At 62.1% G+C, this 12,895-nt stretch carries 9 protein-coding genes; all 9 read right to left on the reverse strand.

Annotated features, from left to right (window positions below; genetic code table 11):
• Position 1 precedes the first annotated feature (1 nt).
• The 9 genes from AC1RAA_RS18570 to AC1RAA_RS18610 all read right to left on the reverse strand — a co-directional run bounded on the left by AC1RAA_RS18570 (position 2) and on the right by AC1RAA_RS18610 (position 12,825).
• Positions 2 to 1,153, reverse strand: coding sequence for an acyl-CoA dehydrogenase family protein (locus AC1RAA_RS18570; protein ID WP_492730765.1), 1,152 nt, complete (start codon positions 1,151 to 1,153; stop codon positions 2 to 4).
• Between the two features lie 13 nt (positions 1,154 to 1,166).
• Positions 1,167 to 2,369 (reverse strand): acyl-CoA dehydrogenase family protein, encoded by a 1,203-nt coding sequence (locus AC1RAA_RS18575; RefSeq protein WP_487850246.1) that lies wholly within the window; start codon positions 2,367 to 2,369, stop codon positions 1,167 to 1,169.
• A gap of 242 nt (positions 2,370 to 2,611) precedes the next feature.
• On the reverse strand, positions 2,612 to 3,295 hold the full coding sequence (locus tag AC1RAA_RS18580) for a pentapeptide repeat-containing protein (RefSeq protein WP_492730764.1): 684 nt from the start codon (positions 3,293 to 3,295) through the stop codon (positions 2,612 to 2,614).
• Positions 3,292 to 4,059 (reverse strand): type IVB secretion system protein IcmH/DotU, encoded by a 768-nt coding sequence (icmH, locus tag AC1RAA_RS18585; protein ID WP_492730762.1) that lies wholly within the window; start codon positions 4,057 to 4,059, stop codon positions 3,292 to 3,294. The genes AC1RAA_RS18580 and icmH overlap by 4 nt, the downstream gene beginning before the upstream one ends.
• A 293-nt stretch (positions 4,060 to 4,352) precedes the next feature.
• A complete protein-coding gene (locus AC1RAA_RS18590) occupies positions 4,353 to 5,477 on the reverse strand; it encodes a hypothetical protein (protein ID WP_492730760.1) in 1,125 nt (374 codons plus the stop codon).
• A 103-nt stretch (positions 5,478 to 5,580) separates the two neighbouring features.
• Positions 5,581 to 8,169: a T6SS effector BTH_I2691 family protein gene (locus AC1RAA_RS18595; RefSeq protein WP_492730758.1), complete on the reverse strand. Its 2,589-nt coding sequence runs from the start codon at positions 8,167 to 8,169 to the stop codon at positions 5,581 to 5,583.
• Positions 8,170 to 8,172: 3 nt separating this feature from the next.
• Complete coding sequence (locus tag AC1RAA_RS18600; protein ID WP_492730756.1) at positions 8,173 to 9,246, reverse strand: DUF4123 domain-containing protein; 1,074 nt, start codon at positions 9,244 to 9,246, stop codon at positions 8,173 to 8,175.
• The gene (locus tag AC1RAA_RS18605) at positions 9,246 to 11,786 is read right to left on the reverse strand and encodes a type VI secretion system Vgr family protein (protein WP_492730754.1); all 2,541 of its coding nucleotides are present in this window, start codon (positions 11,784 to 11,786) and stop codon (positions 9,246 to 9,248) included. Before AC1RAA_RS18605 ends, AC1RAA_RS18600 begins: the two co-directional genes overlap by 1 nt.
• A gap of 169 nt (positions 11,787 to 11,955) precedes the next feature.
• Complete coding sequence (locus AC1RAA_RS18610; RefSeq protein WP_492730752.1) at positions 11,956 to 12,825, reverse strand: UDP-2,3-diacylglucosamine diphosphatase; 870 nt, start codon at positions 12,823 to 12,825, stop codon at positions 11,956 to 11,958.
• Between the last annotated feature and the right edge of the window lie 70 nt (positions 12,826 to 12,895).

Genomic DNA, 12,895 nt, shown 5'->3' on the forward strand with positions numbered 1-12,895 from the left:
GTTAGTGCTGTGAGAGGGTTTGTTGTTGCTGCAGCTGCGCCACGCGGCGCAGGTGCCACGCGGGCGGGCCGAACTGGCCTTCGATGAGGGTGGCGCGGCGCACGTAGTGGCCGACAGCGAGCTCCTCGGTCATGCCCATGCCGCCGTGCAGCTGCACCGCGCCCTGCCCCACGGCGCGGCAGGCCTTGGCGACCGCGACCTTGGCGGAGGACACGGCGCGGGCGCGCGAGGCCGCGTCGGCGCCTGCGGCCAGTGCCTCGCCCACGCTGGCGGTGAGCGCGTCGGCCTGCTCGAGCGCCATGTGCATGTCGGCGAGCCGGTGCTGCAGCACCTGGAAGCTGGAGATCGGCACGCCGAACTGCTTGCGCTGGCGCACGTAGTCGAGCGTGTCGCGCATCAGCCGGCGCAGGATGCCGATGGACTCGGCGCAGACCGCGAGCGTGGCTTCGTCGAGCGCCTGCTCGATCTGCGGCAACGCTGCGCCTTCCTCGCCGAGCAACGCATCGGCGTTCAGGCGCACCGCGTCGAAGGCGATGTCGGCCGCGCGGCCGCCGTCGCGCGTGCGGTAGGCACGCAGCTGCACGCCGGGCGTGTCCTTGGGCACGACCAGCAACGACAAGCCCTTGTCGCTGCGCGCCGTGACGATGAAGTGGCTGGCCCACGGCGCGGCCTGCACCACGGCCTTGCGGCCGTCGAGCTTCAGCCGGCCGTCGGCCTCGCGCACGAGCGTCGTGCGCACGTCGTCGCGTGCATGGCGGCTGTGCGGCTCGTCGTGCGCGAAGGCCAGCACGGCCTGCCCGGCGACGACGCGCGCGAGCAGCGCATCGGCCTGCGCGCCCGGGTGGCGCTGCAGCAGGCCGGCGCCGATCACCAGCGTCGAAAGATACGGCTCGGCCGCGAGCGCGCCCCCCAGCGTGGGCATCAGCGCAAGGTGCGCGGCCAGGCCGAGGCCCAGCCCGCCCTGCGATTCGGGCAGGGCCGCGCCCAGCAAGCCGAGGTCACTTGCCAGGCCTTGCCAGAACGGCGGCGGTGCATCGTCGGCGGCGGCCAGCGCATGAAGCCGCTGTTCGAAGCCGTGCTGGTCGTCGAGGTAGCGCGCGAGGCTGTCGCGCAGCATCGCGAGGGTGTCGTCTTGGTCGGTGAGGGTGGTCATGGAGAACGGGGCCTCAGCGTGATTGCAGCAACTGCGCCGCGATGATGTTGCGCTGCACTTCGTTGGAGCCGGCGTAGATCGACGCGGCGCGGTCGTTGAGGTAGGCGGACATCGAGAACACCGCCTCCTCGGGCACGGCGAGCGCGCCCTGCAGGCCGTCGTCCAGCGGCAGGTCGGCCGCCGCGTAGTGCGCGGCAATTTCCACGCCGAGTTCGGTCAGGCGCTGGCGCAGCTCGGAGCCCATCACCTTGCCCATCGAGGGCCGGATGCCGTGCGGCTCGCCGCGGGCCTGGGCGCGCAGCGACTGCAGCTCGGTGGCTTCGACCGCATCGATGGCGCAGTCCATCTCGGCCAGGCGCAGCGCCATCTCGCGCGCCTCGTCGGCGGCGGACTCGCTCGCGGCGGCGAAGGCGCTGTCGGCCGCGGCGCGCAGCCGGCGCAGGCGCGCGCGCAGCATCGGCGCCCAGGCCCCACCGCGCTCGTGTTGCAGCAGGTACTTGGCCACCGTCCAGCCCTGGTTCTCTTCGCCGATGAGGCCGCTGGCGGGCACGCGCACGTCGTCGAAGAACACCTGGTTGAGCTCGTGGTCGCCCGAGATGCTGATGATCGGGCGGATCGTCAGGCCGGCCTGGGGGATGTCGAAGCACAGGAAGCTGATGCCCTGCTGCGCCTTGCCGCCCGAGGCGGTGCGCACGAGGCAGAACATGCGGTTGGCGTACTGCGCGTGGGTGGTCCAGATCTTGGTGCCGTTGATGACGTAGTCGTCGCCGTCACGCACCGCCTTGCATTGCAGCGAGGCCAGGTCGGAGCCCGACTGCGGCTCGGAGTAGCCCTGGCACCAATAGTCCTCGCCCGAACGGATGCCGGGCAGCCAGGCCTGCTTCTGCGCCTCGGTGCCGAAGGCGATGATCACCGGCGCCACCATGCCGGGGCCCATGGGCGCGCGCGGCGGTGCGTCGGCCGCGGCCAGCTCGCTCGCGAAGAGGTAGTGCTGCATCGGCGTCCAGCCGGTGCCGCCGTGTTCCACCGGCCAGTGCGGCACGCTCCAGCCCCGTTGGGCCAGCACGCGGTGCCAGCGGTTGCCGTCGGCGTAGTCGGTGAAGATGCCGGAGCAGCGACGCCCTGCGGCGCGCAGCTCAGGCGTCAGCTCGCGCGCGAGAAAGTCGCGAACCTCGTCGCGAAACGCGGTCTCCGCCGCGCTGAGGGTCCAGGCCATGGTGTTGTCTCACAGGGTTCACACCCGGCAAGTGTGTGACCTGGGAGGGCCTGACGGTATCGTCGGATCGGACGAACCTGATTGCGGATGGTGCTTGCGCGGGGAGAGGCAGCCAAACGCCCCAAAACCCTGCGCATGTCGGGCGGCTCTGGACAGCGCTGGTCGAAAGCAAAACGCCGCGCCGGTACTCCCGCTGTACGGGAAAAGGCGCGGCGTTGTGGTTGTTGTCGCGTACGGCCTGCCTATGCGGTGTTGATGTTGCTGTTCCTGAACTCCGAGTTCTCGAAGAAGCTGCCGTAATAGACGACTTTCTCCCCCTTGACTCCCTCGCCCTGGATGCCATCGCAATGGCAGTCAAGAATGTCTACCCCGGTCCACTGGCAGTTGATGAAGCCCAGATTCTTCCAAGTACAGCCTTGGAACTTGCATCCTGCCCACTGAGTACCGGAGTACACAGCCCCCGTCAGCGTTGCACCCGTGAAGGTGCAACCCGACATGCCCGCTCCGCTCATGTCACAGTCGCTCATGCTCCCGCCGCCACCACCGGTGCAATCCGACATCTGCGAGTCCTTCATCATGCATTTGTCGTAGTTGCAGCTTTGGAGATCGCACCCTGTCATCTTCAAGCTCTGCATGTCGCAGTTGCTGAAGGTGCAATTGGTGAAAGTGCACCCCGTGATGCCCAGGTTTTCCATGTTGCAGTCGGTGAAGCGAACCCCCGTGAACTGGCTTGACGACCAGCTCGCGTCCTTGAAGGTGGTGGACGCGAAGCTGCTGCCGTTGAAGCAGGTCGACGTGATGGTGATGAAGTCGAGATCGAGCCCCGAATAACTGTCGCCATCGCTCTCTCCAGACAGGCCTGCTTGCGCGCCGCCCGCGCCTTTGCGCCACTTGTCGTGGTCTTTGATGATCTGATTGGCGCTCATTGAAACAACTCCTGCACTGTGCCTGCAAGCTTGCCTGGCGGCACGCGCCCCCACAGCAGGCTTTCGATTACATTCCAATGCGCCACCGGCACATCGTCGCCTCGGCACGAACGCACGGTTGAAAAGAGCGTGTGGCGGATGTCATCGAGTACGCGCTTGCCGTTGATAGCCTTGCGGTACAGGCCTTTGAACCCGAGTGCGATGACGATCAACAGGAGTTCCAGCAGGTCAATGTGCTCGGCTGGGTTCTTGATCAGGGCCGCCATGAGTTTGAAGACGTTTTCTCCGCCCCGGGCATCGCCATGAAATTGAACCGCCAGTTGTCGTTCGGCCCATAGGTTGACGCCCGCCATGGCGTCCATCGACCGGGCGGCCAAACCTGCCGCCTCATCCAGCGCTGTGCAGAGTGTGTAGCTCGCGCCAGCGATGTACTCCTGACGAATCAGGCCATCCGCGCACACCGACTGGAAGCTGGTCACTTGGCTCATCAGATCGCTGTGCAAGGCGCTGGCGTGCTCCGGATCAAGCTGCCACGGCATATGAGCCATAGCAAGCAACAGCGGGCGAGAAGCTTCGAGTAAAGGGATACGAGCAGCTTGAATGGCGACCAAGCGATCGGGCTGCGGGGAGCCGCGTGCAAGGCTCTGCTGACTTTTCAAAAGAGGCTGAGACTGTGGTTTGGGAGCGCTCCGCACGACAAGACACTGAGCAAGTTGCTCGAAGTGGTCGTAAGTGGCGCGTCTGAAATCTTCGCGAAGGGACATGAGAGTTCTCACTCGTTGGACGGAGAAAAATGTCGACCACCGTCAGGAGTCCATCGATCCGAACTTCGACCAAAACTCCGTCGTAGTTTTCTTTTCACGCGGCCGAGAAAGTTTCGCCGATCACAAGTGCGGGGGGCGAAGACCTCAGAGTTTCGTGAAGAGCGAGGCGTCCTTTTCTCCCCGGCGCTTGGCATTGCACTGCGATCTAGGAACCGGTGGCATTCAAGACCTTCTGCATTCATTTTTTACTTCCTTTTTATGGGTCTTTTTTTTGCGCCACGCGTCGACGATCGTCAGCCACCCTTCGCTTCAGCTTCTGCCAACGCCTCGGCTGTGCCGTAGTGCCTGAGCAGTTCAACCTCATCCTCCCTGCTCAATCGTCCCTGTGCTCGGTAGACCAACGCCGTCATCACAGCCCCTGTTTGCACCGGCCTGTCTTCAGGTTCACCCATGCCACTATCACTTTGCCACTCTTTGGGAAAGCGCGGCCAGCTACAGGTGATCTGGCTGCTCATGTGAAAGAAAGTTTCCATGAAACCGGGCCTGCATTCCAGCTTGTACTGACGGCCGTCGGGCAGGCCGCAATAGGTGGTGTAGTCTGGATGAAGATACCGCGCGATGCCTTTGAAGTTAGCCGGCGCATCGAGTGGAATTCGGTCGATGGTCGGGCCTGTCTCCATGTACTGTCGGATGTATTCCCACAGGTGCGACGCACCTTCGGGACCGGGAACAGCGGGCCCCACGAACAGGCAATCTTCACCTAGGGCCACTGGGTCGTCGGCACCGAATGGCGGATGGTACAAGGCCAGCATCGCAACGTCCTGCTTGTCCCAGCGATTAGTGCTTTGAGGGTCAAACAGGGCGACCAGTCGCTCCCATTCAAACACCGCATTGCCTCCACAGTACCCAGGACGCAACACGTACACCTTTCGAGTGAGTCGATTGAAGCGAATACGGCCCCGCGCGAACGTGAAAAAGCATGTGCGCATGCCCATCCTGGCAAACCACATGTAGATCAAGAAGGCGGAGGCCAGGGCTAGGGGAAAAAGCAGGAGCCAGCCAAAAACAAGATAGGGCCAATCATCGGCTCCGTAGGCGATGGTGGGCCAAAAGAAGATGATCTTTCCAAAGAGTAGAGGGTGTAACGCAAACCCGTACCAAGCCCAAATAACAAACAACGCCGGCAAGATCACATAGATATTCCCTATGCCCGCGCGCCACTGCAGACTCCATCCTGGATTGCACAATTCCAGATAGGCCTCGTTCTGCGCAAACGCGCCACCGTTGGGCATCGTGACTCCCCGCGCACCTGAGCGTCTCGTTGACCATTGCGTTTGACCATCCAGATTGATGTGTTCACGGCTCTTTTTAGTAGAAAATTTTTGCAGACGGGCATAGCCTTCTTCGCGGATAAACATTGAAGGACTTTCTCAATTGGCTTTAATCTCGTTCTGGGCATTCGCCAACTCTTGCAACATCTCTCGTACGTTTTCGTGTATTGGCTTCTGCCCCCTCCGCTTTTTATTCAGTGGAATGTCTAGCAACCAAGTGATCCACTTTTCCTCGCTTAAGCCCACAACGAAGATCGCACCGCCAATGGCCAAGAAGGCCCCCACCAGGCTCAACGTCACCGCAACTGCACTCCACAGCACCGCGCCGACCCCAACCCCCGCCGCGAAGACGCCAGCGCCAGTGCCAGCAATAGTGAAGATGGTTCCAACGGCGCTCGCTGCCTGCGCAATTGCCAAACCTCTTTGTTGACGTTGAGCAGACTTCCAAGCGTCCATCCCGTCCAGCACCGCCGAAATAGCCGCCGCCGGCGCCAAAAAATTTGAATGCCGTCAGGCGCAAGCTCTTGAGATGCAACGCATTAATGTTGTCAAGCCCGTCCCTCAGCGCCTTGTATTTGTAGACGTCGTGCGCCTTCACTCCCTTGAAGATCGTTTCTTCATATACCTTGGCGCGCCAGTCATACAGGCTGCCGATGCCTTGCAGCAATTGACCCGTGAGATCGAAGGCGCTGCGCCCATCGAGCTTGGTGCCGAACTGGTTACCCTTGATGACGGCACTGCCCAGGTCCATCAAGGCACCCAGCATCGCCGCGCGTGTGTGGGGTGCGGCGCCGCGCGCGCGTTCCAACGCCGCAGCCTTGCCCGCGCGCGCGGCCGGGTTGGCAACAGACTCCAGCTTCTTGGCCCGTAGCGCGAGACGCTTGGCGTTCTCGGCCACATCGCTTTGAAGTCTTTCCACCGCCTTTTGCACGGTACTTCCCATGGTGCTCATTCCGGCCAAGGCAAGGTGCTGTACCAGCCGGGCTTCCAATTTCGACGTCGGCAGTTCGTTGATACCGGTCATGGCACGGGTAGAGAGCAACGAGAACACATGGCCGACCCAAGCTGCCTTACGCAGCTTCTCATGCGCATGGTCCGCTTTTGCCTCCTCGATAAAGGCCAGTGCCTTGTCGCCCAGCGCCAGTCTCCCGGCGATCAATTTGAGTTTTGTCGCCAACGCGTCGGCCATGGCGGTTTCGGGCTCAGCCGCGGGGGTGGTTGTGGCGGGCTTGGCATCTTCGAGGTCTTTGTATGTCGCCCGGAGAGTCACGCTGTTGAAGCACAGCAGGCGCGATAACAAACTGTCGTCCCACGGATTCATCGTTTGCAGTGCCTGGCGCCCAGCTTCATGGGTTGCCATGCCAGCCAGGCACTGTGCAAGTTGCAAGCTCAATGCGGCGCCGCCGCCGGGTTTGTTGATCTTGACATCTTGGTTGCTAAAGCGGCCAACGGCCTTGAGCAAAGTTCCACTGAAAACCCAGTTGTTCTGGTCTCTCCCCAGCGCGGCCACCTTTTCTTGTGCCTGTCTTTGCCGCGCCTTTTGCTCCAGCAAGATGTCGCGCGCGGCAGCCTGATCGAACAGCTGGGTAAAGGCGGCATGAACAGCTGACTGAGCACTCTTCAATTGGCCCGCGTGATTGACCGCACGCGCTGCGGTGCGGCGCGCGCGCTCCTTCACCGCCTCCTGAGGATCGTGCGGCAGCGGGGCATGGACAAGCGCCGATTCTTCGAAACCTCGGTCAACCCGCGCGACGGCACCTTGCTGCGCAATCTCCATCAGGCCTTGCACCCCAATGGCCGCCTGGAATACCCATTCGTTATTCACATCCCTGTGATGCCCTATGGCACTGGACGCCTGCCAATGGCTATATGTAGTTTGCGCTTCCACCTGCAGGTGCCCCAGTTCCTGCGCAATGCCAATCGCATCTTCGCATGCAACGATGGCGCCACCGTTATCGGTCAGAAATTTGGCGACCTTCTGCAGGCGCCGCCCATGGGCACCAGCGTAATCCAACTGACGGACCGTGGAGAACTCCGCGGTCGAATATGTCCCGACATACTCGCCCATGTGAGTGTGCTCAGGGTTTTCTACGATCCTGGTTTCTTCGTAGTCACCCCACTCGCGCTCTATCGCATTGCTGCCCATCAGGCCGTACAGCTGCGGTTCCAGCGCATTGCGCACGGCTTCGTCTTTCAGTGCCCTGAACTCGGCCACACTCGAGCTGCCTTCGTCAACATTGGGCACCGCGGTGTCGGCCCCCGTTTTGACACCGTTCGCCCAACTGGCGACATCGAAACTTTGCGTGTACTTTGCCAGATCACTATCAATGACCTTGTTCAAGTGTTCGGCGTCAATCGGGTCCGGATGGAACATGTAGTTCAGCTTCGTGACGTCCTTGGCGCCCTTGATCCATACAAGGCTTCTGTTGGCCCCCCATTCCTGCGGACTGCAAGCAGCAAGACCTTCCGCTTCTTCCGGATGATGGATATCGAAGCGGGTCAGGTACCCGTGCGGATGCACGGCATAGCCGAACCACGCGGGGCGCCGGCAGACGGTTTCGATGCGAATGTACAAATAGCCCGCGCGCAGCATGCGCACGTTGTACTTGGATGTCTGGAGCGCAACACCGCCTGGCTGGGACTTCAAGTTCCCGTGGGGCTTGAGACCCTCCAGTGCTGCTGCGCCTTTTTCAGTGATGCTGTAAGCGACAGCGTAGCGCGTGAAAAGAATCGGCATTCCCGTTTGGGAACACTGTGAGCAGGCTGTTCTACAGACCATGGCTTACCTTTTTTGAGACTGGATGACTTGGTTCAGTAGCATCGAAAAACTGGCATCGGGCTGATCGCGTCGCCGGTCTTCAATCCGGCTCAATGTCGACACCAGATGTGTCAGGCGCCAATCCATGGCCCGCGCCGGGCCTTCTTTGGGGGCATGCATCCAGCTGATCCAGACATAGTCTTCAAGATCGAGATCGCTCAGCTTCATGCGCGCGGCGTCGGCCAGCATTTGCAGCAAGCTGTCCGGTTCGGGCTGGGCCTCTGGCGGTATGTTGTGTTTGGCATAGCTGCGCCAGATCGAATTGGCGTCTGGAGAGACACCGGAGAGGAACCACTGCGCTTCGTCGAATAGATCGCGGGGCGATCCCCCCGCTTCCGATCCTGCATGCAGCGCTGGCGCTTTGGCACGAAACCACTGAGCAGGTGCGGGCTTGTCGCCGAACGGGCCCCATGGCTGCATCAGCGACCACCACTGCGTGACCGGCCCAAGCCAACGGCTTTGCTGCGAGGGGCTCAGACTGGGCCAGACACGCTGCATGACACGTGGGTCGTGGTAACGAAACAGCACGCGATCCTCTTTGTAAGGCGGTCGTTGATCGCCCAGTCCAACCCAGTGCTGGGTGATCGCCTGCTCGGACACAGGACTGATGACCACACCGCAGAGGTCTTGCTTCGTGACACGCGCATTCACTTCCCGCGCCGTGACTTCCAGACAGCGCACCAACCATGCGCGGAAGTCTCTGGTTTTGAACCCAGAGGCGGAGGCAACCAACTCCTCGGGCAATTCCAGCAAACAAGGCGCGCGCTCTTTGCGGTGCTCAAAGTAGCTGTCGGGCACGCTGACGCGGTCGCGCGCCCATTTGGGAAACTGCTCGCTCAGTTCTTGCCCCAGTGAGTTGCCTTCCCAGCGGTTGAACAACAGGTAGGCACGCTGGGGAATCGGTTCTTTCTTGACCTGGGGTGCGTCCCCGGACTTCCTGGGCGAGTGCACGGTCAGAGCACCCCAGCCTTGAATCAACGCTTCGAGCAGTTCTTCGCAATGAGCCGTTTCCCCTTCATTGCAGGTGTCGTCAGCCATCAACGTGACACCGCGTTGCCGCCGTTGTCTGCAGCGTGCTCCTTGGTGACACAGGCCTCACCGTTCACGGGCCGGGTGGGCCTTGAGTCTCCTGGAATGTTGGTGTGAACAGTGGCGTGGTTGGTGTACTTTCCGGTAGTTCCTTTGGTGATTTTTCCTGATCTGTACTCACCGTAGCTGCCACCGCCATTGATCGTCAGTCGGGTCTTCGCAGTGATATTGATGATGTCGGCGGTCAGCTCGATCTTGTCTTTGGCCATCATCCTGATGGAGTTCTTCAGCGCCTTGATCTCGATGTCGGCCTGAGCGGCAATCACCTCCATACCGTTTTGCATGGCATAGACCTTGAACGCCTCCAGCGCGACTGCGATCAGGCTGCCGCCGCTGTTGACGCTGGTGTGCTTGGAACTGGTAATTTGCGTGTGCTCGACGCTGGCGATGTGCGTGGAGCCACCCGACGTCACGGCGACACCACTCGGGCTGGCGAGCACGAGATGAGGATCGACCAGTTCTGGAAACTGGCCTTCTTGCGGGTTTCCGCCACTGCCCTTGATCGTGTCGTTCTGCTTCTTGAGGGCCTTGGCCACGGCATCCTGGTCGCCTTTGACCTGGGCTTCGCTAGTGCGGGCCGCATCGGACTGGCCTTCGATCAGATCGCGGGCCTGCGTGAGTCGCGAAATGGCTTCTCCCAGGTCTTTGGCATACCCTGCGGCATCCATGCGGGCCTCGGTGGTGATGAGCATGCCATCGGCTGCTCGCATGACGCCATGGCCGTCGGTGCGCAGCTCGTAGCCTTGGCCTCGCGGATCTTTGCGACCCGCGTTGTCTTCAACGCGGGTGATGAACCCGAGACTCAACGAACTGGATTGATGATCGCTTTTAAGTTGCGTCTGGATCTTCCCGGCCGTGTCGTCCAGAACCAGTTGGTTGCTGCGCCCCGAAGAAGCGTTACCGCCACCACTGACGAGTTCGCGCGAGCGGAACCCTGACAAGGCAGCCTGATCGGGCAGCTTGAACGGCGGCAGGTTCATCTGGTTGTAGACACGACCTGTGCAAATCGGCAGGTCGGGGTCCCCGCCGAAGAACTCGATGACCACCTCTTGGCCAATGCGTGGGACGTGCATCGCGCCGAGCTGATTGCCCGCCCATGCCGCGCTCACGCGCACCATGCAGGAGCTGTTCTGGTCGAACTGACCGTCCCGATCCCATGGAAACTGGACCTTGATGCGCCCGTACTCGTCGGTCCAGATGTTCTGGCCGGCAGGGCCGACGACAACTGCGTTCTGCGGGCCACCCGTCTTGGGCTTGGGACGCGTAAGCGCGGGGCGCAATGCCTCTGCGATCGGATGCGCAGTGAATTCGACCTGTACCGTCCAGCGTTGCGAGCGGCCGGAAGCCACGTCCTTGACTTGACTTTCTTGCCCGACGTCCTCGATCACGAAGTCCGTCTGCAGGATCAAGTATTCGGCGTTGACACTCTCTCGAGGATGCTCGTGCATGCGAAACGTGCAACCCGGCACCATGCCCCGCAGGTTGCCCGTGGCACGCGCGCGAGCGCCGTGGGTGCGCAGATGCTGCATGCGCAGGCGGGCGAAGGCGCGTGCCTCGGTGGAGGGATCATTGGGCCCCGCGTCGCCAGCTTCCGGCTGCACGAAATGACTGCCACCGACACTTGCGTGGTACTGATACACCTCGCCATTGGCCTGGCTTGTCGGGCGCGGGGCGCTGTTCTGACCGATCAGCTGAGCTTTGCTGCGCGTGTAGTCGTAGTCTCGGGTGACGTAGGCGCCGCTGGTGAGCTGGTTGTATGGAGCAAATTGGTGGATGTACTCGGCGTCGGTCTTGTAGCCCGGGGTATGAAACTCGACGTTCGCGTAGGCAGCACTGGGGCACTCCCGGTAAGCGGCCATCGCATCCGACAAGACTAGGCGATGGGCACCGTCGCTGTGCTCGAAGTGGTAGCTGATGCCGTACTCCTGGCACAGACGCTCGAAGAACTCGAAGTCGCTTTCGTTCCATTGCACGCAGTAGTCACGAATCGGATAGGTCTCGTACAGTCGCTTTTCCACGGGAAACGAGTAGTTGCCCAACACCTGATCGAGCGTGTCTACGACAGTCTGGTCCTGATAAATCTTGCAGTCGCAGTTGAGCGTTGCCAAGTGCAGCCAGGGTCGAATGACGAAGCGATAGACGACATGGCGCCCCGCCTCTCCTTCCATGGCGGCCTCCGTCACGATGCCGCTGATCTGCCGAATCCCGGCACCGATGCCGCTGTTGCCGGGCCCTACAACGCCGGAGAGGATTTCGCCGGCCCCATCCAACTCGATCGCACACGTGATTTCGTGCCCGATGAATCCGTCGAGATCGAAATCAGCCGCTTCGCTGGCGCCCAGATTCAGCGCATCGGGGGTCTTGAGAAGGAGTTCGTACGCAAACAGGCCGTTCAGGCCCTCACGGCCAGAAAGCCGGACGGGCATCAATACGGGCTGCCCCAGAACCAAGGGGATGGCTGTGCTTGTGACAGAGAGGGTTTGGGACATGTGCGACAGACCTGGTGGATGGCAATCCCAAAAGTCTGGGCCACGCAAGACCTGCACGTTCGCAAACAATGGTCAAACGACCAGCCCTGCAGAAACTGACACGCAGGAATGTCGAAAATTCACGCACCGCAAGCGCCGCGCGATCGCAGCGCTGCGTTCATGTCGCCGCTCAGGCCGCGACAGCCTCGCGCGCCGGCGCCGCCTTGGCCGCCACCGGCATGTGCTGCGCCCAGTCGATGATCTCGAGCGTGCCGTCGGCATGCTCGGCCAGCGCCGTGAGGCTTTCCACCCAGTCGCCGTCGTTGCAGTACAGGATGCCGTCGATGTCGCGCATCTCGGCGTGGTGGATGTGGCCGCACACCACGCCCTGCGCGCCGCGGTTGCGGGCCTCGCGGGCCACGGCGTTCTCGAAGTCGCCGACGTAGCTCACGGCGCGCTTGACCTTGCCCTTGAGGTACTTCGAGAGCGACCAGTACGGCAGCCCCATGCGCGCGCGCAGCGAGTTGAGGTGGCGGTTGAGCTTGAGCGTGAACTCGTAGAGCGAGTCGCCCACGTAGGCCAGCCACTTGGCGCACTGGATCACGCCGTCGAACAGGTCGCCGTGGATGATCCACAGCTTGCGGCCGTCGGCCGTCTCATGAATCCACTCGTCGGCCACGTCGATGCCGCCGAAGTTGTGGTTCAGGTACTTGCGGGCGAACTCGTCGTGGTTGCCCGGAATGAAGATCACGCGCGTTCCCTTGCGCGCCTTGCGCAACAGCTTCTGGATCACGTCGTTGTGCGCCTGCGGCCAGTACCAGTGGCGCTTGAGCTGCCAGCCGTCGATGATATCGCCGACCAGGAACAGGGTCTCGCACTCGGTGTGCTTGAGAAAGTCGAGCAGCGCCCGGGCCTGGCAGCCGGGCGTGCCCAGGTGCAGGTCGGAGATCCAGAGGGTGCGATAGCGCAGCGCCGGACGCGCCGCATCGTCGTCCTCCGGCTCGGGAGGCTGGATCGCGGTGTCGCGCCAGGCGCGAAGGAAAGCGTCGTCGCGTTGCATGGTCCGGCAGGTTCGCATCCGCGCATGACCGCACGATGGCGACTCCGTGACATCCCGGTGACGCGTGGCA

Source organism: Variovorax sp. GW823-FHT04F07 (assembly GCF_058795995.1).

Bases quoted from the DNA above. Each gene is read 5' to 3' on its own strand.
- AC1RAA_RS18570 (WP_492730765.1), bottom strand. From the start codon at position 1,153: ATGACCACCCTCACCGACCAAGACGACACCCTCGCGATGCTGCGCGAC.
- AC1RAA_RS18575 (WP_487850246.1), bottom strand. From the start codon at position 2,369: ATGGCCTGGACCCTCAGCGCGGCGGAGACCGCGTTTCGCGACGAGGTT.
- AC1RAA_RS18580 (WP_492730764.1), bottom strand. From the start codon at position 3,295: ATGAGCGCCAATCAGATCATCAAAGACCACGACAAGTGGCGCAAAGGC.
- icmH (WP_492730762.1), bottom strand. From the start codon at position 4,059: ATGTCCCTTCGCGAAGATTTCAGACGCGCCACTTACGACCACTTCGAG.
- AC1RAA_RS18590 (WP_492730760.1), bottom strand. From the start codon at position 5,477: ATGTTTATCCGCGAAGAAGGCTATGCCCGTCTGCAAAAATTTTCTACT.
- AC1RAA_RS18595 (WP_492730758.1), bottom strand. From the start codon at position 8,169: ATGGTCTGTAGAACAGCCTGCTCACAGTGTTCCCAAACGGGAATGCCG.
- AC1RAA_RS18600 (WP_492730756.1), bottom strand. From the start codon at position 9,246: ATGGCTGACGACACCTGCAATGAAGGGGAAACGGCTCATTGCGAAGAA.
- AC1RAA_RS18605 (WP_492730754.1), bottom strand. From the start codon at position 11,786: ATGTCCCAAACCCTCTCTGTCACAAGCACAGCCATCCCCTTGGTTCTG.
- AC1RAA_RS18610 (WP_492730752.1), bottom strand. From the start codon at position 12,825: ATGCAACGCGACGACGCTTTCCTTCGCGCCTGGCGCGACACCGCGATC.